Origin of the sequence: Rothia terrae, assembly GCF_012396615.1 — a bacterium.
Classification (GTDB): Bacteria; Actinomycetota; Actinomycetes; order Actinomycetales; family Micrococcaceae; genus Rothia; species Rothia terrae.
This window is the reverse complement of sequence record NZ_JAAXPV010000025.1, coordinates 1-23,065: the sequence shown is the minus strand read 5'-3', so window position 1 is coordinate 23,065 and position 23,065 is coordinate 1. Positions and strand designations below refer to the sequence as shown.

Here is a 23,065-nt window from a genome sequence, read left to right as displayed (position 1 = left end):
GTTGGGCAACGGTCTCTCCGGTATGGCTTGAGGTTATTTCTGGCGATTTAGTCCTCTTATTTTGCCATTGGTGGGGCCGTTGTCTTTTGGTGGGGTGGGGTTGCCCCTCCCTTATGAATAAGCCTCATTGCGGAAGGGGTTCGTCCGTACGCAGAGGTGACTGGATCGAACTGACACCATTATTTTGTCCGCCCAGTGGGTTCGCCTATGAATAAAGGTGACTGGACGTTTGCTGGGGCGGTGGCAAAAACCTGAAAGTTGTGATTTGCCTGCGCGTGGAGATAACTAGCAGAGCTGACCCAAGATACTTTGAGATGCAGGTTACATAAAATAAATTTTTGCCGACCTGTCTAAAAACGGCTCTGAGTGCCCCAAAAACCGCGAAAACACGCGGAATAATTGATTGTCGCTCTCGATTTGGCAATGCCTGTAAACCTGTGTATAGTATTTACCTGTCAGCTCGACGAAGTGAAAAACTTCTTCGAGTCACTGATATGCGGTTGTAGCTCAGTTGGTAGAGCACCACCTTGCCAAGGTGGATGTCGCGAGTTCAAGTCTCGTCAACCGCTCGGATTACAAAAGCGCTTCCTAGTCGAGGCGCTTTTGTTTCATCACTTGCCACATGGTAAGCCCTGGTGGGGTGGTCGAGTGGTTAGGCAACGGTCTGCAAAACCGTGTACGCGGGTTCGAATCCCGTCCTCACCTCCACGAAAAAGTCTCAGTATCACGAAAGTGGCACTGAGACTTTTGTTTTATACACCGCGGTTTCTTTGACCGGTCTTTGACGGCAAGAGTAAACTTGAGAGCTGTGCTCACACGCTGTTAAACAATTTGCTACCCTTTCGTTTGCCACACGAAACAACGCTCAATTGTGATTGCGAAATGGTGCAGGTCAACAGCGGATTGTAGGCGCATATACAGCCAAATGTCGATTAATTGTGAGCGTTTTTGACGCAGCAGGTAGGAATATAACCGGTGACTGACCCACGCTTAGCAACATCAACCGATTTTGGGCGTATGTATGCTCGTGAAGTGGGCGGTGAGTTGCTCGTACCGTCAATTACTACCGTTATTGGTCAGCAGGCGAGCGACCTATCGGGATGGCACGGGTACATGGCGGCTAAGGCTGTTTTAGAGGATTCTCGTGCTTCGCGTCCTATGCATTCTAACGGCATGAAATTTGCGATTATTCGTGATGCTGCATCGGCTTCTGAGCGCTACCGTGACCAGGCCGCAGCGCGCGGCGACCGCGTCCACAATTACGCCGAAAATATTGCTCTGCGGGCCATGGGCAAAGATCATGAGCTGGAACGTACTCGCGAGGAGCTTCTGCAACACGGTGAGCAGGCTTATGCCGATCGGCTCGATGAATGGTGGGATGCTTGGCGTCCTCGACCGCTAGCAGCTGAAGTTACTGTGTGGAATGAGACTGTGGGGTATGCCGGGACTTTGGATTTGGTCGCTGAAATCGCAGGACGTGTGTGCATCATCGACTATAAGACGAAGGGCACCGATAAGCGCGGGCGTGTGAAGCCATTGGACAATAAGGTCGTGATGCAGCTGGTAGCCGGCGTCAAGGCTGAAGAAGCTCTCGTTGATGCTGAGGCGGGGCAGTGGCAACCGTGGCAGTACGGTTCAGCACCAATTTTGATGGGTGTTGCTGTGGGTGAGACGCAGGTGTTACCGCAACAGGCTAATCCAAACGTTCTTAAGGAAAATTGGCGTAAATTCTGTGCCTTGCGACGCGTGTGGGAAATCAACAGATTGTTGGATGAGGAAACCGGGGATCATTTGATGCCGGTGGTTCCGCCACCGGCGCACCTGTTGGCTACGCCACCGGCTGTTGATCCGGCGCAGGTTGTTGAGCCGGTGAGCGTGCAGGAGGTCGAAGGTGCCCCGTCGCTTGAAGAACTTGCTTTGGATGCGTCTTCAGAAACTGCAACAGCTCTATCGTCCATCGAGGAACCCACTGCTGAACGCGGTAACTAACTGAGCCTTGCCTTGTGATGTTGTCGATGCGGTGCATCCTTCACATTGCGTACACTTAAATTTGATTCCTGTGACTTTACGAGAAAGAGCATAAAACTACCTATGGCGATATTGACCATTAGAACCGTGGGCGATCCTGTATTGCGCACGGTCTGCGATGACATCACTGTTTTTGATGAGGCACTTCAAGAACTTGTGGCGGACATGCTAGAGACGATGTACGAGGTCAACGGTGTTGGTCTTGCAGGCCCGCAGGTTGGTATTTCCAAACGCATTTTCACTTACGGCAATATTGACGGACGCGAAGGTCACGTCATTAACCCCGTCATTGAAGTGGGGGATGAGCCGCAAGAGGGCGGTGAAGGTTGCCTTTCGGTGCCTGGATTGAGCTCTGATACTCCCCGTAAGAACTGGGCGAAAGTTACCGGTGTCGATATGTTCGGCGCTCCGGTAGAAATTGAGGGCGAAGGCCTCTTTGCGCGAATGTTGCAGCATGAGACCGACCACCTGTACGGCAAGATGTTCATTGATCGCGTGGTGGGCGATGATAAAAAACGCATCATGCGCGCGATTCGCAACGCAAATTATGACTCCGTGGCAGCGTCTGTGCAGGACGAGCGCGCTAACAGCGTGTCTTCTGGCTTCGGTGGTGCTGCTTTCGGTGGGCAGAAGACTAATCCCTCGCGTGGGGCATCATTTGGTTCTTTCGGATCTTTTGGGCAGGTGAAATAAGTGACTTTCAAAGTTTTGTATGCAGGAACCCCTGATATTGCCGTGGCGCCGCTGAACGGTTTGATTGAGGCAGGGTATGATGTCGTGGGTGTGCTAACGCGTGAGGATGCGCCGGTGGGGCGCAAGCGCGTCATGACGCCTTCCCCAGTGGCAGCTCGTGCAGAAGAGCTGGGTTTGCCCGTTATCAAAGCAAACAAGTGGTCTGAAGAGACCGCATCTGCTGTTGAATCCTTGAACGCCGATATCGCGGCGGTTGTGGCGTACGGTGCGATTTTGCCACAGTCGGCTTTGGATCTTTTGCCCAACGGCTGGATTAATCTTCACTTCTCACAGCTGCCCAACTGGCGCGGTGCGGCGCCGGTTCAGCGCGCACTGATGGCTGGAGAGAGCGAAATTTTCTCGAACACTTTCCAGATCGAAGCTGGTCTCGATAGCGGTCCGGTCTTTTTGAGCGAGTCAACTCAGGTGGCTGAAGGGGATACCGCCGGAGATATTTTGATGCGACTGGCGTCAACCGGTGGTGCTTTGCTCGCGCAAACTTTTGACCGTATTGCCCAGGGCGATCACGGTACACCCCAGCAGGGGGAGCCTACCCGTGCAGCAAAGCTGACGCTGGCAGATGGCAAGGTCGACTGGACTCGCTCCGCTGAGGAACTTCTGGCTCAGGTTCGCGGCGTGAGTCCTGAACCCGGTGCATGGTGCGAATATAACGATGCGCGATTGAAACTAGCAATGATGACCTCAGCGGATGCCGACGTTTCAGGAACTGAACCAGGTACCGTGCAACTGATCGCCAAAAAGTGTGTGGTGACCTGCGGAAATGGTGCACTTGAATTGACCCAGGTTCAGCCTGCAGGCAAGAAAATGATGAATGCGACGGACTGGGCACGAGGTCTTGGCTCGGCTCTCACCGAAAAGAAAGTTGTGCTGGCATGAGCGGATTTAACGCAGGACGCGGCTCCAATAACCGCGGAAATAACTCCGGTGGTTCCCGGTCTGGGCAGCGCGGTGGCAATCGCTCGGGCATGAACCGAGCAGGACAGGGGCGTACAGGCGCTAACCGTGGACAGGAGCGGCGCACAGAGTCCGGTCACGATTCTGTAAGTCGTCGCAATACCCAAAGTTCCCAGTCAAACCGTGGCGGGCGTCGCCGCACTGAAGATACGTCGCGTCGTAATGCTAAGGGCCATGAACGCAACCGCAAAAAGTCTCATGAAAGGGATTTTTCAGCGGCGGCTCCCAGCGCCCGTGTACGCGAGGCTGATGCCGCTCGCCTGGTAGCTTTTGAGGTGATGCAAGCGGTAGCGACCGAGGATTCTTATGCGAATCTCGTGATGCCCAAATCTATTCGCGCGCATCGTCTTGACCATCGCGATGCCGGTTTCGCTACGGAACTGACCTATGGAACGCTGCGTAACCAGGGCTACTACGACTCCATTATTAAGCACTGTGTTGATCGTCCGTTAGAGAAAATCGACCAAAAAATTCTCACTGCTTTGCGTCTTGGCGCCCACCAGCTTGTAGCGATGCGTGTTCCTTCTCATGCCGCGCTCAACCAGACCGTTGGTTTGGCTCGCGGTGTGATTGGTGCTGGTCCTGCTAGCTTCATTAATGCTGTGTTGCGTCGCGTGTCCGAGCGTAGCGCTGAAGAATGGCGTGAGCTCATTGAGTCTGAAGCAACTGATGATTTGCAGAAGATGGCACTGACAAAGTCCCACCCGGTATGGGTGGTACGCGCGTTCCGTCAGGCGCTTGCGGTTCACGGTCACTCACCTCAAGAAATTGATGAGCTACTGGATGCTGATAACCTTGCTCCTATCGTTAACCTGGTAGAACTACCGGGGCTGGGGTCGTTGGATGAAGCTCGAGATAAGGGCGCAACGGATGGCGAGCTAGTAGCAGGCTCAGCGCTGTATTCTTCAGGCGATTTGGGTAGGCTCGAGTCTGTTCGCGAAGGTACCGTTCGTGCGCAGGACGTGGGATCTCAGCTTGTAGCGCGGGCTCTGGCAGAGGCTCCCCTTGAAGGCTCGGATAAGATGTGGCTAGATCTTTGCGCCGGCCCGGGAGGCAAGGCAGCGCTCTTAGGAGCTTTAGGTGCTCAGCGAGGTGCTCAGCTGGTTGCGAATGAGGCATCTGCACACCGTGCCAAGTTAGTGAGTGCATCCTTGCGTCCCTTGCCCCAGGGTAGCTACACGGTGGTGACGGGTGATGGTCGAGCTATCGAAAAAACTGTTGCCCAGAGCAAGAATCTGCCTGCCGGCATGGAAGAGAACCCTCGCTTTGACCGCGTGATGGTGGATGTTCCCTGTTCAGGTTTGGGCGCGTTGCGTCGACGCCCAGAGGCGCGTTGGCGTAAAACACCGCGCGATATTGCTGATCTTCTGCCGTTGCAAAAAGAGCTGTTTGATGCGGCTGCATCGGTGACGCGTTCAGGTGGTCTCATTGCCTACGTGACCTGTTCACCGCATATGGCTGAGACCCAGAATATCGTCAACGATATTCTGCGCGATGGTTCAGTGGAGTTGCTTGATTCCGGTGCAGCTGTTCGTCAAGTGGCGCTTTCTGATGAGAGCGGAACTTCGGTTCTTTCGGGGGAGAAAGATCCCTCATCTGCACCGAACGACAAGCATCCAGAGCAGACCACTGCGCAGCTGTGGCCTCATGTGCACGGCACGGATGCGATGTTCTTTGCCCTGTTTAGAAAGAAATAAAGCACAACCTCGGTATAGATACTGATGGGGGCCACTGCCCGTTCAAGACATTCAATGATGTGAACGTGCAGTGGTCTCTTACTATGTGGCTCATGTATACAAAGCACTCGACATTCATAAACTTTCTGCATAAAGTGTTATTTAGGTTACATTTCAAACAAAGAGGTTTGAGAGGCTCCAACAGCCTTTTGTATATAACTCGAGGAGTGCACGGCTATGGCTTATGCAACTACCAACCCCTACAGTGGCGAAGTCGTCAAAGAATTTGAGACTGCTACCGATCAGCAGATTCAAGATGCGATTGCGCAGGCTGATTCAACTTTTCATCAGTGGAAAGAAACCAGCTTTAAAGAACGCGAAGCTGTACTGGCAAAAGCGGCAGAAATCTTGCGGGAGAACAAGCGTAAATACGCTGAAATTCTGACCCTTGAAATGGGTAAACTCATTGGCGAGGCCGAGCTGGAAGTCGAACTATGCGCGCAGATGCTGGATTACTACGTAAAGTTCGGCGCTGAAATTCTTGCACCGCGCTATATTAGGGCCCGCGGATTCGGTGATACCGACGTCAAAATTGTCAACGAACCGCTGGGCGTTCTCTACGCTGTTGAGCCCTGGAACTTCCCTTTTTATCAGGTTATCCGCATCACCGCGCCGCAGATTACTGCAGGTAACACTATTGTCCTCAAGCACGCGTCCAATGTGCCGCAGTCAGCACTTGCAATGGAAGAGCTGTTGATCCAAGCCGGCGCACCCAAAGGTTTGTTGACCAACGTGTTTGCTTCTCACGAGGCATCTGAGACTATTCTGTCTGATTCTCGTGTGCGCGGTGTGGCACTGACCGGCTCGGAGAAAGCCGGCTCGGCTATCGCGTCCATTGCGGCTAAGAATCTCAAGAAATCAACCCTCGAACTTGGCGGTGCCGACGCCTTTGTTGTTCTTGAGGATGCTGAGGTTGAAAAGGCTGCCAAGTGGGCTACCTTTGGCCGTCACTGGAACGGTGGTCAGGTGTGTGTCTCGTCCAAGCGCATCATTGTTGTTGATGCGATTTACGATAAGTTCTTAGAAGAGTACCGCAAACACGTTGCGCAGTTTAAGCTGGGGGATCCTATGGACCCTGCAACTACTTTGGCGCCGCTGTCGTCGCAACAAGCGTTAGATGAGCTCAAGAAACAGGTTCAGCAGGCCCGCGATGAAGGTATCACTGTTGAAGAGGTGGATGTTGAGGTTCCTTTGCGAGGAGCTTTCCACCAGCCGCTGATTCTCACTGATATTCCCGATGATTCTAAGACCTCACAGATCGAGTTCTTCGGGCCGATTTCATCGATCTACCGTGCAAAAGATGAAGAGGACGCGATTCGCCTGGCGAACAATACCCCGTACGGTTTGGGTGGCTCTGTCTTCTCTACCAATATTGATCGCGCTCAGCAGGTGGCTCGACGCATCGACACCGGCATGGTCTTTATCAACCAGCCTACGGGTGTTAAAGCTGACATTCCTTTCGGCGGCGTTAAGCGGTCGGGATACGGTCACGAACTCATTGATTTGGGTATCAAAGAATTTGTTAATGAGAAGGTCATTGTTGTCACTGATATTGACGGTGATTTCTAGATTTCTCTCGCTAGGGCAGTGGACCTAGGCTGCTCGCAGAGCGGAGACCGACAGAGGCTGCTGGGTGTTCAAGAAACTCGTTGTTTTGAACACTCAGTGGCCTCTGCACCTTTAATCAACAGATAAAGTTGGTGTAGACCCATCAGTTTTTCGTGAGGAGCATCCATGAGTTACCATATCAACCCGTCTATTCTGTCGGCAGATTTCGCCAATCTTGCATCTGAGTTAGATGCCATCAAAACGGCGGATGCGGCGCATATTGACGTCATGGATAACCATTTTGTTCCTAACCTCACGTGGGGGTTGCCGGTGGTCAAGCGCCTTAAAGAGGTTTCGCCTATTCCTTTTGATGTGCATTTGATGATTGAGGATGCTGATCGTTGGGCCCCGGAGTACGCTGAGATTGGATGCGAGTCGGTGACTTTCCATGCTGAGGCGGCCATTGCGCCCATTAAATTAGCGCGTACGTTGCGTGAGAGTGGCGCTCGGGCTGGTATGGCTTTGCGTCCGGCAACTGCTGTGGAGCCTTATCTGGATATGCTTTCGGAGCTGGACATGCTGTTGATTATGACGGTTGAGCCGGGCTTTGGTGGCCAGAAGTTTTTGGACGTTACGCTGCCGAAAATTCGTCGTGCGGCACAGGCTATTCAGGGCTCCGATGCAAAGCTGACCTTGCAGGTTGACGGTGGAATTACTGAAGAGATTATCGTGCGCGCTGCTGAAGCCGGTGCGGACTGTTTTGTGGCGGGTTCGTCGGTGTACGGGGCGGATGATCCCGCTGCGGCTATCGAGGGTTTGCGTCAAGCAGCCGGCCACAAGCACTAATTCGCTATTTTTCGCACATAAGTTGACCGGGAGGGCGCCTCCCGGTCATTTTTGTTTCTACCGTCTGGGTGCAGGGGGTGAAAGTTAGTGCTTGAGACCGTGAATAACTGTGCGTTCTTCGATGAAATGTGCCATATTTGAACAGTATTCAAAAATGATTATTTAGCAACAAAACCCCTGGTGGAGCGGGACTCGCAACTGCTGTGGCATCCCTACGCACCACTCAATGCGCATCCCATGTACGCGGTTACCCACGCAAAAGAAAGCACCCTGGTGCTTGAAGATCGAAACGGTAGAACATATCGCGCTATCGATGCCATGAGCTCGTGGTGGTCCCAGGTTCACGGATACAGAAATCCATTTCTCGACGAGGCACTAGCAACGCAAACCCAAAAATTCTCGCACGTCATGTTCGGTGGCTTGACCCATGAACCTGCCGTCGAGCTTGCCGAGAAATTGGTGGCACTCACACCCAACGGTCTCAACCACGTCTTTCTAGCTGATTCAGGGTCAATAGCTGTAGAAGTCTCTTTGAAACTCGCTGTTCAATTTCAGAGCGCTGTAGGACGCCCTCAACGGCGAGGGTTTTTAGCCCTACGCGGGGGCTAGCACGGCGACACTATTGGTGCAATGGGCGTATCTGACCCCGAAAACAGCATGCACAAGGATTTTGAGCACCTTGTGCAAAGCCAGTATTTTCTGCCGAGGCCGCCACGAGCGTCCTACGACAGCGATGCCCAATGCTGGACGGTGGACGTTCACGAGCAGGAAACATGGAGGCAGCAGGCGACAGCATTTGCCGAACAGTTTGCTCAACACATTGCCGCCATTATCGTAGAACCCATGGCGCCGGTGGAATGCATTTTACCATCCTGACTGTCTCAAGCATCTGCGAGCGCTCGCTAACGAGTGTGGATTCCTGCTGATTTTTGACGAAATAGCTACCGGGTTTGGGCGAACTGGCAAACTATTCGCTGCTAAGTGGGCAGGCGTTTCTCCCGATGTTTTACTGGTAGGTAAAGCTCTGACCGGTGGATATCTCACGCAGGGGGCTGTGGTGGTAAGCACCGGTGTTGCCGAAGTTATTAGCGCCTCTGAGCACAGGGCCCTCATGCACGGACCAACTTTTATGGGCAACCCATTGGCGAGCGCTGTTTCTGCTCGCTCCTTGGATCTCATCAGTGGCTTTATTGAATCGAACTCGCAGTGGCAGGATAACGTGCCGCGCATCTCTGCTGTGTTGAGGAGGGGTTTAGCGCCCGCCAGATTGCTGACATCTGTAGCGGATGTGCGGGTGCTGGAGGCTATCGGAGTGATCGAGTTAAATGAGCCGGTGAACATTGCTGAGCTGACCGTCGCGGCACTTAAACAGGGGGTGTGGGTGCGTCCTTTTAGAAACCTGGTGTACATGATGCCCACCTATATCTGCCCTGATGTTGAGCTTGAGCTGAGGTGTTCGGGGCTGGTTACCGCAATCAAGGAGGTGCACGGATAATGTCCCCGGTACGGTCTTTCGATTCATTGTTGCTGCAGGCTCAAAAAACCCGCATCCGGCGAGGGCATCACCGTTCTACTCAGGTCTTGCAGAGTATTTGGTGTGACTTGGCGTCTAATGACTATTTGGGGCTCTCACGCGATCGCCGAGTGTTGGATGCGGGGCACAAAGCGCTAGATGAGCACGGGACATCGGCACGAGCGTCCAGGGTGGTCAGTGGAACCTTGCCGGTTCATACTGACGCTGAACACTCTCTTGCTGATTTGACCCAGATGCCTTCGGGGTTATTGTTTTCCAGCGGTTATATGGAGAACCTGGCAGTCATCGCTGCACTGGGACGGGCGGGAACCCGCATCCTGTTGGATGCTCACGTCCACGCCTCACTTCACGATGCGGCGAAACTGTGCGCCGCAGATGTTGAATTTTTTGAACATCAGAATCTTGATCATTTGCGTGAACTGTTGCGCCACGGCGATGGTAAACCCACGCTTATCGTGGTGGAAGGTGTTTACTCGGTACTGGGCGATGCTGCAGATCTCGCAAATCTACAAATGCTAGCCCGGCAGTACGAGGCATGGTTAGTGGCGGATGAGTCGCATTCTTTAGGCATTTTAGACAAGGAATGTGGCGCCTGTTCTCAAGCCGGTATCTCGGGTGCAGACAACCTAATCATCACCTCGTCTTTGGGTAAAGCCCTCGGCCCTGCAGGTGGAGTTGTCCTGTGCCCTGAAACCGTGAGAGATTACCTCATCAATACTTCTCGCCCTTTCATCTTTGATACTGCCCTGTCACCGGTCAACGCCGCAGCAGCGGCAGCTTCTGCGCGCATCGTAGGCACAGAAGGTGAGCGTCTTAGCCAGCAGGTCTTTGAGAGTGCGCAGTGTATCAGTGTTGCACTGGGGACCAGCCAAAGTGCCGGTGCAGTGCAATCGGTAGGTATCGACGGTACTGGCAACAGCTCTGAGGCAACAGAAGAAAACTGTGGCTATCTATAAACCGGTACAGACCGGGGTAGAGAGCGATGCTATGGGTGATGCTCAGTTCGCGGCGTTTTTGTCTGGCGCGGATGCGTTTGAGGGAGCTCGACTAGAACGTCCGATGGCTCCTGTAGCAGCAGCGAGGAGGCAGGGCTCTGACCTTCCGTCGTTAGCGCAACATTCCCGGCGCATCCAAGAGCTCCGCGCCGACTATGACGCAGTCATCATCGAAGGCAGTGGAGGTATCAGCGTTGATCTCGCGTTTTCCCATGAGGCCGAAACCTATCTGCCGCAAAATCAGGTGGATTTGATGCTCAAGTTGCCCGAAACCCCAACGAACATCATCGTAGCTCGAAGCTCGCTAGGAACGCTGAATCACACCGCGCTCACCGCAAACTACCTACAGACTAGGGGTCTCAGCGCTCGGGGCGTCATCATCGGCTCATGGCCGCGGCACCCAAGCACCATTGAAAAAGATAATCTCGATGCGTTATCGGACATGGGCATGAGCGTCCTCGGGAAAATTCCTGCCGGTGCTGGGAAAGCTTTTGCTTCAGGGATTCATGTGCAACCGCTACACAGTGTCGCCGACGTTCAAGAATTTCAGCATCACGCCGCGCACTGGCTACCTGAAATCTGCCGATTGGGCGAACGCGAGTGAAAGAATTGAGATGTAATGACTGTAGGACATAAGGGATAAAAAATGGCTCAAACATCTGCGGACGCTGCACTGGAGTACGCGCAAGAACTGGTAGCCAACGGGCAGCTGGAGCCAGCTCTTGAACCACTTCAGGTAGCGGTTGAAGGGTTCGAAAAAGACGGTGAACCTTTCGGTCTGATTATTGCACTTAAAGTGCTCTCCGAAACCCATCGGGATCTTGGCCAGCTTGACCGTGCGCTTGCAGCGGTCTCCAAAGCTTACGAAGTTTTTGTCAGGACTAAACCCGAAGCTGAACAGGTTGGTGATTTCGCCACAGAAATCGGGTCAATCTGCGCCCAAATGGGTAAGCTCAGCGAGTCACGCCGGTGGTACAGCGAGGGACTGAAAGAATATAAAACCCATCATCGACCGGCTGATATCGCCCACAATCTCCTGTGCTTGGCGGGGTTGGCCCGGCAGTCCTCGACTCATGACGCTGCGATCGCTTTACTGCAGCAAGCCCGGGACGCGCTAGCCCCGGTGAGTGAAGAACACGGGGTGCAGCTGTGCTCGGTTTTACTGGCACTCAGCCACAGCCAACTCGACGCCGGGGCCGTTCAGGAGGCTATTGCATCCTGCCATGAAGCAACCAGTATCGCGCAAGAGCTTCACCGACCCGAGTTGCTGGCAGAGAGCTACCAAAATCTAGCCCTTGCCCACGCGCAGGCTAACAACGTTGCGCAAGCATTAGAAAGCATTGAGCAAGCCCTGCACATCTATGAAAACTCAGGACTCCACGAACAGGCCGAATTCGCGCAACTGATACAGGCAAAACTCAAGGACAACACCTAGCATCTTGAAAGCGTTCACGCTGAGAAATATAGTTGCCCGCAAGGTTGAGGCATGTGCCATAATCTAAGTACAACTAATAATCGTGCTCCGGGACCCGGTGAAAATCCGAACCGGCGGTGACAGTCCGCTAACTCTTCTGCTTGCAGGGGAGCCTGATCGGTGAAATTCCGATACCGACAGTACAGTCTGGATGGAAGGTAGCACGAGCAAAACGGCGCGCTCGAATCTTACGATGCATCAGAATGAATAAACATCTGGGCACACGTGAGGATGCGGGTGCGCGGCGTCGAAAAATTTTTGGCACCGATTCCGCTTTGTTCTTTCCCGGAGCCTCCGCGAAAGGAACACAGTCCTCATGGATATTCTGCGGTGGCTCTTCGACGCTCAGATTCACATTGGCGATCAGTCGCTTCTGGTGCGCGAAGTACTCGGCAATCTCTTTGGTCTACTCTCAGCTTTGGGCGGTATGCGCCGTAAAGTGTGGGCGTGGCCTGTTGGCATTTTGGGCAATCTTCTTTTGCTGACTGTTTTTCTGGGAACAGTGTTTGGTTCTCCTCACCCCATTAATATGCTGGGGCAGGCGGGACGCCAGGTCATGTTCATTGTGGTCTCTGTGTGGGGCTGGTACCGCTGGAAGCAAAGTCGTGATGACGCTGGTACCGCCGTTATTCCGCAGTGGGCAAGTACCAAAGAACGAGTCTTTCTTCTGGTCGCCCTTCTCGTAGGCACCGGGATTCTGACACCGATTTTCCGCGCACTGGGTTCCTATGAGCCCGTCTGGTCGGACGCGTGGATTTTCACGGGATCGCTTCTGGCAACCTTTGGTATGGCTAAAGGCTGGGTTGAGTTCTGGCTGATGTGGGTTGCCGTTGATGTCGTCGGTGTCCCGTTACTGTGGTCCGCCGGTTACTACGCAACCGCGCTGATGTACGTTTTCTACGGTGCTTTTACTCTCACAGGATTCTTCGTCTGGTGGCGCACCCGCAACCGCGAACTGAGCAAGATGGCGCAGGTAGAAATCGCTTTTCCCGATGTCACCGTCAACTCCGGCGAGATGCAAAGGAAATAGCAACGTGCACACGATGAATATTCCGTGGGAGCCGCATACTCCCGAAGAAGCAATGCAACTAGCGTTCAAAGCAGCGCGCAAAGGAATCCGCGGTGGCAACCCGCTCGTTGGTGCTGTCATCACAAACGAAGAAGGCTACGTGGTGCACGTAGGCTATCACCGTGGCGCTGGTACCGCTCACGCTGAAGCCGATGCGATTGCTCAGGCAGAACTAGCTGATACTGATCTGTCTGACACCACCATGTATGTCACCCTTGAGCCGTGCAACCACTTTGGTCGAACAGGTCCCTGCTCACACGCAATCGCAGAATCCGGCATTACAAAAGTTGTCTATGCGCATCCTGACATGAGCGATGCCGAAGGCGGCGCGCAATACCTGCGTGAACAGGGCGTGCTGGTAGAAGAAGGGCTGTTCAAGAACGAGTCGTTCTTACTCAACGAACGCTGGTTTAGGGCCAGTGCCGCCAAGCGTCCCTTTGTGACCGCCAAAGTCGCGTCCACTCTCGATGGCTACATAGCAGCTGAAGACGGCACTAGCCAGTGGATTACCGGGGCAGAGGCGCGGTCATTGGGGCACAAAATCCGAGAACGTTCGGACGCGATCATGGTTGGAACAGGCACCGTACTGGCCGATAACCCCTCACTTTCCGCGCGTGATGAGGCCGGAAACCTCTACGAGCGTCAGCCGCTGAGAGTCGCTCTGGGAATGCGCGATGTTCCGGATGAAGCAATGATTCGCAGCGGTGATAATTTTGTGCACCTGCGAACGCGAGATCCCCACGAGGGCTTAGAACAACTGTATGCGTTGGGCGTGCGGCAGCTCATGATCGAGGGTGGACCAGCTGTTGTCTCAGCTTTTCTCAAAGCAGACCTCGTGGACGAGCTGTTCTGGTATCAGGCACCGATTCTGCTGGGCTCCGGGAGCACCGCTGTACAGGATCTTGGCATCACGACCTTGGCAGAAGCTCACCGCTGGGCAATTGACGATTTGGGTATGACCCCCGGAACCCAAATAGTGGGCTCAGACTTTAGAGTCCACCTGATTCCCAACCATTAATTTTTGTGCTCAGCGCGCGAACCACCAGCGCTGAGCCTGAAGCACAAGAGGACACCAAGATGTTTACAGGAATTATCGGCGCAATGGGCAGCGTCGAAAAAATAGAAACCGTGAAAAATTCTCGAGGCGAGACCGAGTCTGCCGTCCTCACCATTCACGCGGGAGATATCGTTGCCGACCTTGAACACGGCGGTTCACTGGCTGTCAACGGCGTATGCCTCACAGCCACCCGCACCGAAGAAATAGCGGACGGCACCTTTGTAGCCGATGTCATGGGCGAAACCCTGCGTCGTACCAACCTGGGGCTGGTGACTGAAGGCCAGCGCGTCAACCTAGAGCGCTGTATGCCCGCCAACGGACGCTTTGACGGACACGTGGTGCAAGGGCACGTTGACGGTCTAGGCACAGTCAGCGCAATCGAAGACCACGAATCATGGCGCACCGTGCGCATCCGCATATTCCGCGAACTAGCCTCTCACCTCACAGAAAAAGGGTCTATCACCGTCTCAGGCGCATCCCTGACGGTCACCACTGTCTCAGCGCCAACCGCAAACGAACAATGGTTTGAGGTTGGACTCATCCCGGCTACCTTAGAAGCCACTAACCTTGGCTCACTTGCAATCGGTGACACCGTCAACCTAGAAACCGACGCGCTCGCCAAATACGTGCAACGCATCATGGAAACAAACTCCCACCTTTCTGCGACCCCGGCAACAGCGCTTGCTGAACAGAGTCAGAAAAGGGTCGGACTTGATGCTGTTGAGGACGCTATCGAAGCTATCGGCCATGGCCGTGCCGTTGTGGTTGTAGATGATGAAGACCGCGAGAACGAAGGCGACATCATTTTTGCGGCGGAGAAAGCAACCCCGGAACTGATGGCTTTTATGGTTCGCTACACAACCGGTGTGGTGTGTGTGCCTATGACCGGTGAGCGGGCCGGTGCTCTTGAACTTCCGCCCATGGTGGAAAACAACGAGGATCATAAACAGACTGCTTACACCGTCTCGTGCGATGCGCGTACAGGAATTTCCACCGGCGTTAGTGCGGCCGATCGTGCTCGTACAGCTTTGGTCTTGGCGGATAACGCGTCCGTGCCCTCCGATCTGACTCGACCCGGGCATATCTTCCCGCTCCGCGCGGTCGACGGTGGCGTGCGTGAGCGTAACGGTCATACCGAGGCCGCAGTCGAGCTGACCCAGCTGGCTGGCCTCAACGGCGTGGGCGTTATCGCTGAACTGGTTCACGACGATGGCACCATGATGCGTTTTGATGCACTTCGCACCTTCTCCACTGAGCACAATCTGCCGATGATTTCTATCGAGGCGCTGATAGACTACGTTGAAAAGCAGCGGGTATGAGTTCACACGATATTGAAGCTGAAGAAATTTCAGGGCGCATGGGGGCAACTGCTGTGGCTGGCGCGCAGTGGAAAGTGCCACCGCAGGAGCTTGTTCCGTCCTCCGACGACCGGTTGGTCGAGTCAACTGCTCCTGTTATCGTGCCTACGCCTCACGGTAAGTTTGCCATGCGCGCTTGGGCTTTTGCTGACGGAACGGAACACATAAGCGCAACGGCTGTACCCGACGACTATCCAACCAATGCGGGGGCGCAACTGGAATTTGATGCGCTTATTCGGGGGAGCGAACCTCACGCGGTGCGCGTTCATTCCGAGTGCGCAACGGGTGACCTTTTTGGTTCGCTCCGCTGTGACTGCGGGCCTCAGCTTGAACAGGGTCTTGATATTTTGCAAGGTCTTGGTGGCACCATGCTGTACATCCGAAACCATGAAGGACGCGGCATCGGGCTCACCAACAAGCTCCGCGCCTACGCGCTTCAAGATGTAGGGCTTGACACGGTCGATGCGAATCTTGCACTCGGCCTGGCTCAAGAAGCTCGCGACTTTCGGCAGACCGCTGTTATTTTGAAGGAAATGGGGCTAACGCATATACGGCTTGTTACCAATAATCCCTTCAAAAAAGAAACGCTGGAGGGTCTGGGTATTACCGTCGACCGACTGATTCCCGATGAAATTGAACCCAACGCGTCCAACCAGAAATACCTGAACACCAAACGAGACCGGATGAGTCATAAGCTCTCATCTTCCTAAATCTTTTTTCAACACCCCATCGAAAGGCGAATAATGAGCGGTGCAGGAGCGCCTCAGGCGAATCTCAAACGAAAAGAAACCAAGAAGCTAAAGCTGGCAATTGTTGCGGCATCGTGGCACACCCAAATTATGGATGGTTTGCTCGATGGTGCTTTGCGGGCGGCCACGGACGCGGGCATCAAAAAGCCTACCGTAGTGCGTGTACCGGGAACCTTTGAGTTGCCCGTAGCGGCGGCTCACCTAGTTGAAGAATACGATGCGGTGGTTGCACTGGGCGTAGTTATTCGTGGCGGAACCCCGCACTTTGACTACGTGTGTGAGGCTGCTACTCAGGGACTCACTAAGGTCGCGGTTGAAAGTAAGACCCCCGTCGGTTTCGGCGTGCTCACCTGTGACAACGAGCAACAGGGTATTGATCGCGCAGGACTTGCTGGCTCACAAGAAGATAAGGGTTATGAAGCAACCGCGGCGGCACTTGAAACTGTTGTAGCTTTGCGAAATATCTAAATGTTGCACGAATGATGGTGAAGACCAGAGGGATTTTCCCTCTGGTCTTCGCTGTTCAATAAGCTTCTTGAGGGGTAGAAATTTTGGAAGGAGATACCCTCTGATGAGTCGCTAGAGCCCCGGAGATTTTGTGCATTCGGGGTTTGTCTAGGGCTTTCTTGTCTATACAATGACTTCACGCTATGAGATTTTTGTGTTGTCTGTAGCACATCTGAGGGTGGGCAATATATGGTGATTTTGTGAAGACATTTGACTCATTATTCGCTGAACTCATCGAAAAGGCGCGTACGCGCCCTAAAGGCTCAGGCACTGTTGCTGAGCTTGATTCCGGTGTGCACGGCATCGGTAAGAAGATTGTTGAAGAGGCAGCTGAGGTCTGGATGGCTGCCGAGTTCCAATCTGATGCTGAATTCGCTGAAGAAGCATCGCAACTTATTTACCATCTGCAGGTCATGATGTTAGCCAAGGGACTTACTCCCGAAGACATCTATAAGTACCTCTAACAAGTAAGGATTTTATGATGTTGCGTGTTGCCGTTCCTAATAAAGGTTCGTTGTCTGATGCAGCGACTCAGATGCTCAAAGAGGCTGGGTACCTTCAGCGTCGTGACTCTCGTGAGCTTGTCATCGCCGATGAAGAAAACGGCGTGGAATTCTTTTACCTGCGCCCCCGAGATATTGCTGTCTACGTGGGCAAAGGCACATTAGACGTCGGCATTACCGGCCGTGATTTGCTCCTGGATTCTGAGGCTCCGGCTGAAGAAGTTTTTGGTTTGGATTTTGCTCGCTCAACCTTTCGTTTTGCTGGCCCTGCCGGGGATTTCTCGTCTGTGGAAGACTTGGCGGGCAAACGCATCGCTACGTCATATTCAAAACTTGTGAGAGCGTATTTGGAGAAGCGCGGTGTTGACGCAACGGTGACGCGGTTGGACGGAGCGATTGAGTCCTCCATCCGTTTGGGTGTTGCCGATGCTATTGCCGATGTTGTTGAAACCGGTAATACGATGCGTGCTGCAGGGTTAGCTCCTTTTGGTGAGACGCTCATGAAATCAGAGGCCCTGCTCATTAAACGTGCCGATGTCCAAGAGACAGATGCTTTCGATATTTTGCGCCGTCGTTTGCACGGTGTTTTGATTGCGCGCCAGTACGCGCTGGTTGATTACGATATTCGCGAAGATTTGCTGGATGCGGCGACCAAACTGACACCGGGGCTGGAGGCGCCGACTGTTTCACCTCTGGGCCGCGAGGGCTGGGTGGCTGTGCGCTCGATGGTCAAGCGGAGTGAAACTAATAAGGTGATGGATAATCTCTACGACATTGGTGCTCGCGCGATTTTGGTTTCGCCGATTCAGGCAGCTCGTCTGTAGTTATTATTTTGATGCCCGCGATTAATCTCGCGGGCATCGCTTTACCAAAGGATTTTCAATGGGTGTGGCAATACGAATTATTCCCTGTTTAGATGTTGATGCTGGTCGCGTGGTCAAGGGCGTGAACTTTGAGGGGTTGCGCGATGCTGGCGATCCGGTGGAGCTCGCCAAACGCTATAACCGCTGCGGCGCTGATGAGCTGACTTTTCTTGATGTCACCGCGTCCTCAGCGGATCGAGAGACCACGTTTGATGTGGTTGCACAAACTGCGGAGCAGGTGTTTATTCCTCTGACTGTTGGGGGAGGTGTGCGCACTGTGGAGGATGTTGATCGACTGTTGCGTACCGGTGCCGATAAGGTGTCTATCAATACTGCTGCCATCAATCGTCCTGAGGTCATCAATGAAATCGTTGACCGCTTTGGCTCGCAGGTATTGGTACTTTCAGTGGACGCTAAGCGTTCGGATGAGACGCCGTCCGGCTTTGAGGTGACCACTCACGGCGGTCGTAAATCTACCGGTATTGATGCGCTGGAGTGGGCACGCGAGGCGGAGGAACGCGGCGTGGGTGAGATTCTGCTGAACTCCATCGATGCGGATGGCACCAAGGCTGGCTTTGATATCGAGATGATTAAAGCTGTGCGTGCAGTGACCAAAGTGCCCTTGATTGCATCCGGGGGTGCAGGTGCGGCGGAGCACTTTCCACCGGCTATTGAAGCTGGGGCGGACGCCGTCCTCGCGGCATCTATCTTCCACTTCGGCGAGGTTACTATCGGCGAGGTGAAGCAGGCAATCCGCGAGGCGGGGTACGAGGTGCGGTAGCTTCTGTTCTGCCTGAGCTAGCACTTAGTATCTGATTTTTGGTATTCCTCATGAATGAATACAAGAAACAAGCGCCTACATAAATCAATTAATACACAAAGGAGTGACTATGGAGTGGGGCAATATCTCAGAAATTCTCAATGCAATAACTGCAATCTTGGCCTTGATAGCAGCTGTTTTTGCCGCGTGGTTTACTAAGGGTCAGCTAGATGCAGCGCGGGAACAACAGAAAGCTACTAATACTCAGCTGGAACAGATGCAAGAGCAGCTAGATATCGAACATAACCGCGATCGAAAGCAACAGGAATCTGATGAAAAGGAACATGCTTCGCATGTGACTTCTTGGATCGAATCACATAACTATAATTCTTTGCTCGTTATTCAGAACAATTCTGAGTCACCGGTTTACGATGTTGAAGTTAAAGCAAAGATCTGGAAGAAGAACTTTGCAACTGGAAAAAGCGAGTACCCGGTGACAACAATGAAGACCAAAATTGTTCCTCCGGGTAAATATATATTCGTTCATGTACCTACTGATGCAAAGACTATTGTTGATCTTTCACAGAAAGATGCTAAGCGTCAGCCGACCGAGCGAGAAATCAGTAATGGCTGGACTTTCGGCGAATACTACGAAGATACAGTGAATGGCCGACCGATCTTGGGAAGCTCTAACTGGCGTGTTCTGATGATGACTTTTAAGGACACAGCCAACAAAACTTGGATTCGCGATGATTCGGGCCTCCACCGATAATTTAGGCGAACACGCTCATCAATAAAATGGCACCGGGGGTAAGCTCGGTGCCATTCTTTATTCATACTTCGTCAGATAGGCCGTTCGGATCTGGGTTATTAGGAGACAAAAGTAAAGACTAACCGGCGGCGTCCACTAGTTCTTTCTCACCCCGCAAGAGCTCATAGAGCCCCATATCCATCATGAATTCCACGAACTTTTCGGCGGGCATGCGGCGTACATAATCGATGAGATCAGCTGTATCTGAAGAGTAGTCCCACAGCTTATTTGCCAGCCCATTGCGCACATTCTTTGAATGGTAAAAGTCCACCTTGGCGTTCGCCATCGCACTCTGCTTGAGCCCGGCGTCCTTAGCTGCTTCAGCCACAAACGTCGTTGCAAAACCAACCTGGTGCTCATCACTCAGCTCAAGCCCATGGAAGTACTTGTTCACCTTCTCAATCAGTATCGAACGAGCTTTACGCTCCCGCTCCTGAATCGATGCCAAACCAGCCTCAGTCATACCCTGCAACCCAGCAGCCTCAGAAGTAGAAAGCTTCAAATCCTCATCTTCACGCAGTTTCTCTAGACGGTAGTGAGTGAGCACGATGTCGTCCACATTCACTACCTCAGGAGAAACCTCGTCCAAAGTAAAACGGCGCAACTTACGCGCCAACAAATCCGCAAAAGACGACAACTTCTCATAGTAGGGATCGCCAAAGTTGAAGATCTGCGAGAAGAAAGCATACGACTTCACATACTGCGCCAGGGTAGAGCGGAACTCCAACAGTACTTCCAAGGCAGCCTTGTCATCATCGGAACGAGCCGCATCCCAGCGAGTGACAAACCGTTCAACCGGCACGCGGATCAAAGAATCATAAGAGGCCTGTCGGGCACCCTGAGCAACCCACTTTTCCCAGAACTGCTCGACGTCCGCGCGATTGTAAATGCTGACGGCGTCCAACTTATCGACCTGCTTGGCTACCAAATCAAGGTCTGATTCTGTTTCGATGTGGGCGTCTTCATAGTATTCGGCGAAGGATGCGCGAATCTGCTCTGGGTCGTTGACGAAATCCAGAATGTAGGTGTTGTCTTTGCCCTCGGCACGGCGGTTGAGGCGCGACAACGTCTGGACGGCGGTAATACCCGAAAGCTTCTTATCGACGTACATTGCCACCAGTAGGGGCTGGTCGAATCCAGTCTGGTATTTGTTGGCAACAATGAGGATATGCTGACCGTCCTGATTGAAGACCTCGGCAAGATTTCGCCCCTTGAGGTCAGGGTTCATCGAGGCTTCAGTAACAGTCGGCGTATCAACACCGGGCACCGGCTCAATATCAGGATCGGGCAGTTCGCCAGAGAAAGCCACCAGCGTTTTTAAGGGCAAGCCACGTTCAGCTATCGCTTTCTCAAAGGCACGCTGATAGCGCACGGCTGAGGCACGCGATGAAGTCACCACCATGGCCTTAGCTTTGCCGCCGAGCTCATGTTTGACTTTGCCTTCGAAGTGCTCCAGAATTACGGCAACCTTCGATGCAACATTGGTGGGGTGCAACTCCACAAAGTTGATGAGGCTCTTGGTGCCCTTGCGAATGTCGATTTCTTCATCGACCCCGCTATCGGCATTGGTCTGGGCAATCTTCGCAGCCATCTCGTAGGTGGTGTAGTTCTTGAGCACGTCAAGAATGAAGCCTTCTTCAATCGCTTGCTTCATGGGGTAGAGGTCGAATGGCTCATGCGGGCCACCGTCTGCGGGACGGCGTCCAAAAATCTCTAGAGTCTTCGCCTTCGGGGTTGCGGTGAAAGCAAAGAAGGAAACCTGGTGCCCTGCACCCACGACGCGCTGTGCCATGCGGGTGAGGGCTTCTTGGTCGGCTTCGGGATCTGATTCTTCGATGCCGGCGTCAACGTCGGTGGTCAGCATCGTCTTGATGGAGTCGGTGGCTTTGCCTGACTGGGAGGAGTGTGCTTCGTCCGCAATAATCGCAAAGTGCTTGCCCGCGAGCTTGCCACCTTCGCGGGTCATTTCTTCGAGCGCAAAGGGGAAGGTTTGCAAAGTCACTCCAATAATGGGGACGCCGGTGATCAGCGCATCAACCAGCTGTTTGGATTTGGAGTCGCCGGTGCCACGGGTGATGGGCTGAAAAGTTCCGGCGGTAGTAACGAGCTGGTCGATGGCGTCTTGGAGCTGCTGGTCGAGCACTTGACGGTCAGCAATCACAATCACGGAGTCGAAGACGCGCTCGCCCTTAGGAGTGTGCAGGTTCGAGAGGCGGTGTGCCGTCCAGGCGATGGAGTCTGTTTTGCCGGAACCTGCCGAGTGTTGCACCAGGTACTTCTTACCGGCTCCTTCAATACGAGCTGTATTAACAAGTTTGGTGACGGCTCGCCACTGGTGGTAGCGCGGGAAGCGAATGTGGCTCTTTTGCTTGGTTTTGCCGGTGAGCGGGTCGGTGGTTTTTTGGTGGTTGGTGTAGATGAATTTGGTGAGGATGTTGATCCAGGTATTGGGTTCGAGGATTTCTTCCCAGAAGTAGCTGGTGGAGAGTTTGCCGTCAACGATGGGGTTGCCTGCGCCGCCGTCCTTGCCTTGGTTGAAGGGCAGGAAGGTGGTTGCTTTGCCTGCGAGTTTGGTGGTCATAGCGATTTCGTCTTGGGTGAGGGCGAAGTGGACGAGTGCGCCGCGGTGTTCTTGGAGTAGCGGTGAGGTTTTGGGGTTGCGGTTGTTGCGGTATTGGTTGATGGCGTGTTGCAGGGTTTGGGTGTATTCGGATTTGAGTTCGATGGTGGCTACGGGGAGTCCGTTGATGAAGAGGACGAGGTCGATGCGCTCGCTTTCATCGGCGGGGTTAAAGCGAACTTCTTCGACAACGCGCAGAATGTTCTGCTGGTAGAGGGCGGTGAGTTCGGGGTTACGGCCGTCTTGGGGTGGGTAGGCGATGAGGTGGAAGGGACGGCGGGCGCCGGGTACGCTGAAGCCTTTGCGGAGCACGTTGAGGGTGCCGCCGCCGTGTTCTTCGGGGTCGGAGAGTTTGGTGACGAGCCGGTCTAGGAGCCGGTTGGTTTGTGCTTGGCGGGTGGCTGGGTCTGCTTCGGGTTTGATGAGTGAGGCGTAGGATTTGGGGTCGCTGGTTTGCAGCCATGCGAGGACGTCGGCGGGGAAGAGCGCGCGCTGTGCGTCGTAGCCGTTGGAGTTGGGGGAGTGCTTCCACCCGTCTGCTGCAAGGTGGGCACAGATGTATTGCTGGAGGGGGCGTTCGAGGTGTGTGCGGGACATGAGGTGAGGCTCCTGGTATGAGATAGACAATACTTATAAGCATTGATGTAAAGTAAAAGTTCACATTTTACTTTATGCGTTCAAAACATTCTACAAATCAAATAAAGCTAATGCGTTTATAATTGCCCTGCCACTGGATTCGACAAGGCAATTATTAATTTTAGGCAATGAAATAAGAGGCTTATTCAAAAGTAAGAGCACACCCCACACCCACCAACTAGACAACGGCCCCACCAGCGGCAAAAATATGAGCGTTAAATCTCTACAAATAACCTCAAGCCATACCGGAAGAACCGTTGCAAC

The 23,065-nt window shown here is 53.5% G+C and carries 21 protein-coding genes, 2 tRNA genes, 1 pseudogene and 1 riboswitch; of the genes and pseudogenes, 22 read left to right on the top strand and 2 right to left on the bottom strand.

The features are described 5' to 3' along the window. The first annotated feature begins 496 nt into the window (after positions 1-496). From HF984_RS10715 to HF984_RS10615, 22 genes and pseudogenes are all read left to right on the top strand, one after another. Positions 497-569 (top strand) — tRNA-Gly (locus HF984_RS10715). Between the two features lie 65 nt (positions 570-634). Beyond that, positions 635-708, top strand: a tRNA-Cys gene (locus HF984_RS10710). 267 nt (positions 709-975) lie between these two features. Further along, the gene (locus tag HF984_RS10705; protein WP_168615666.1) at positions 976-1,989 is read left to right on the top strand and encodes a PD-(D/E)XK nuclease family protein; all 1,014 of its coding nucleotides are present in this window, start codon (positions 976-978) and stop codon (positions 1,987-1,989) included. A gap of 102 nt (positions 1,990-2,091) precedes the next feature. Next, the gene (gene def / locus HF984_RS10700) at positions 2,092-2,721 is read left to right on the top strand and encodes a peptide deformylase (RefSeq protein ID WP_168615665.1); all 630 of its coding nucleotides are present in this window, start codon (positions 2,092-2,094) and stop codon (positions 2,719-2,721) included. Continuing rightward, positions 2,722-3,657, top strand: a complete 936-nt coding sequence (fmt, locus tag HF984_RS10695) for a methionyl-tRNA formyltransferase (protein WP_168615664.1) — start codon at positions 2,722-2,724, stop codon at positions 3,655-3,657. Next, the gene (locus tag HF984_RS10690; RefSeq protein WP_247596617.1) at positions 3,654-5,432 is read left to right on the top strand and encodes an RsmB/NOP family class I SAM-dependent RNA methyltransferase; all 1,779 of its coding nucleotides are present in this window, start codon (positions 3,654-3,656) and stop codon (positions 5,430-5,432) included. Before fmt ends, HF984_RS10690 begins: the two co-directional genes overlap by 4 nt. Before the next feature lie 216 nt (positions 5,433-5,648). Beyond that, on the top strand, positions 5,649-7,040 hold the full coding sequence (locus HF984_RS10685; RefSeq protein WP_168615663.1) for an NAD-dependent succinate-semialdehyde dehydrogenase: 1,392 nt from the start codon (positions 5,649-5,651) through the stop codon (positions 7,038-7,040). Between the two features lie 165 nt (positions 7,041-7,205). Then, a complete protein-coding gene (rpe, locus tag HF984_RS10680; protein WP_168615662.1) occupies positions 7,206-7,865 on the top strand; it encodes a ribulose-phosphate 3-epimerase in 660 nt (219 codons plus the stop codon). Positions 7,866-8,102: 237 nt separating this feature from the next. Next, positions 8,103-8,741: pseudogene (locus HF984_RS11890) on the top strand (aminotransferase class III-fold pyridoxal phosphate-dependent enzyme). 13 nt (positions 8,742-8,754) lie between these two features. Continuing rightward, complete coding sequence (locus tag HF984_RS11885; protein ID WP_343947607.1) at positions 8,755-9,360, top strand: aminotransferase class III-fold pyridoxal phosphate-dependent enzyme; 606 nt, start codon at positions 8,755-8,757, stop codon at positions 9,358-9,360. Further along, a complete protein-coding gene (locus tag HF984_RS10670; protein ID WP_168615661.1) occupies positions 9,360-10,355 on the top strand; it encodes an aminotransferase class I/II-fold pyridoxal phosphate-dependent enzyme in 996 nt (331 codons plus the stop codon). Before HF984_RS11885 ends, HF984_RS10670 begins: the two co-directional genes overlap by 1 nt. Next, positions 10,342-10,998, top strand: a complete 657-nt coding sequence (bioD, locus tag HF984_RS10665; protein WP_343947597.1) for an ATP-dependent dethiobiotin synthetase BioD — start codon at positions 10,342-10,344, stop codon at positions 10,996-10,998. The genes HF984_RS10670 and bioD overlap by 14 nt, the downstream gene beginning before the upstream one ends. Before the next feature lie 42 nt (positions 10,999-11,040). Further along, a complete protein-coding gene (locus HF984_RS10660; protein ID WP_168615660.1) occupies positions 11,041-11,829 on the top strand; it encodes a tetratricopeptide repeat protein in 789 nt (262 codons plus the stop codon). Between the two features lie 79 nt (positions 11,830-11,908). Further along, positions 11,909-12,036, top strand: a riboswitch (FMN riboswitch). Between the two features lie 148 nt (positions 12,037-12,184). After that, positions 12,185-12,898 carry a nicotinamide riboside transporter PnuC gene (gene pnuC, locus HF984_RS10655; RefSeq protein WP_168615659.1) on the top strand — a complete coding sequence of 238 codons (714 nt, stop codon included), beginning with the start codon at positions 12,185-12,187 and terminating at the stop codon, positions 12,896-12,898. A 13-nt stretch (positions 12,899-12,911) separates the two neighbouring features. Next, complete coding sequence (gene ribD, locus HF984_RS10650) at positions 12,912-13,955, top strand: bifunctional diaminohydroxyphosphoribosylaminopyrimidine deaminase/5-amino-6-(5-phosphoribosylamino)uracil reductase RibD (protein WP_247596618.1); 1,044 nt, start codon at positions 12,912-12,914, stop codon at positions 13,953-13,955. A 59-nt stretch (positions 13,956-14,014) separates the two neighbouring features. After that, complete coding sequence (ribB, locus tag HF984_RS10645; RefSeq protein WP_168615657.1) at positions 14,015-15,313, top strand: 3,4-dihydroxy-2-butanone-4-phosphate synthase; 1,299 nt, start codon at positions 14,015-14,017, stop codon at positions 15,311-15,313. Beyond that, the gene (locus HF984_RS10640) at positions 15,310-16,062 is read left to right on the top strand and encodes a GTP cyclohydrolase II (protein WP_168615656.1); all 753 of its coding nucleotides are present in this window, start codon (positions 15,310-15,312) and stop codon (positions 16,060-16,062) included. The genes ribB and HF984_RS10640 overlap by 4 nt, the downstream gene beginning before the upstream one ends. A 33-nt stretch (positions 16,063-16,095) precedes the next feature. Then, a complete protein-coding gene (gene ribH / locus HF984_RS10635) occupies positions 16,096-16,569 on the top strand; it encodes a 6,7-dimethyl-8-ribityllumazine synthase (protein WP_168615655.1) in 474 nt (157 codons plus the stop codon). A gap of 239 nt (positions 16,570-16,808) precedes the next feature. After that, the gene (locus HF984_RS10630; protein ID WP_168615654.1) at positions 16,809-17,072 is read left to right on the top strand and encodes a phosphoribosyl-ATP diphosphatase; all 264 of its coding nucleotides are present in this window, start codon (positions 16,809-16,811) and stop codon (positions 17,070-17,072) included. 17 nt (positions 17,073-17,089) lie between these two features. Beyond that, complete coding sequence (gene hisG, locus HF984_RS10625; protein ID WP_168615667.1) at positions 17,090-17,935, top strand: ATP phosphoribosyltransferase; 846 nt, start codon at positions 17,090-17,092, stop codon at positions 17,933-17,935. Positions 17,936-17,993: 58 nt separating this feature from the next. Beyond that, positions 17,994-18,755, top strand: a complete 762-nt coding sequence (gene hisF, locus HF984_RS10620; protein ID WP_168615653.1) for an imidazole glycerol phosphate synthase subunit HisF — start codon at positions 17,994-17,996, stop codon at positions 18,753-18,755. A gap of 109 nt (positions 18,756-18,864) precedes the next feature. Further along, positions 18,865-19,506 carry a hypothetical protein gene (locus HF984_RS10615; protein WP_168615652.1) on the top strand — a complete coding sequence of 214 codons (642 nt, stop codon included), beginning with the start codon at positions 18,865-18,867 and terminating at the stop codon, positions 19,504-19,506. Positions 19,507-19,624: 118 nt separating this feature from the next. On the opposite strand, the gene HF984_RS10610 is transcribed toward HF984_RS10615, so the two are convergent. Together HF984_RS10610 and HF984_RS11385 are read right to left on the bottom strand one after the other, a co-directional pair. Then, complete coding sequence (locus tag HF984_RS10610) at positions 19,625-22,762, bottom strand: type I restriction endonuclease subunit R (protein WP_168615651.1); 3,138 nt, start codon at positions 22,760-22,762, stop codon at positions 19,625-19,627. A 90-nt stretch (positions 22,763-22,852) separates the two neighbouring features. Further along, positions 22,853-23,065, bottom strand: a 213-nt coding sequence (locus tag HF984_RS11385; RefSeq protein WP_210729714.1) for a hypothetical protein, incomplete at its 5' end; no start/stop codon positions are given.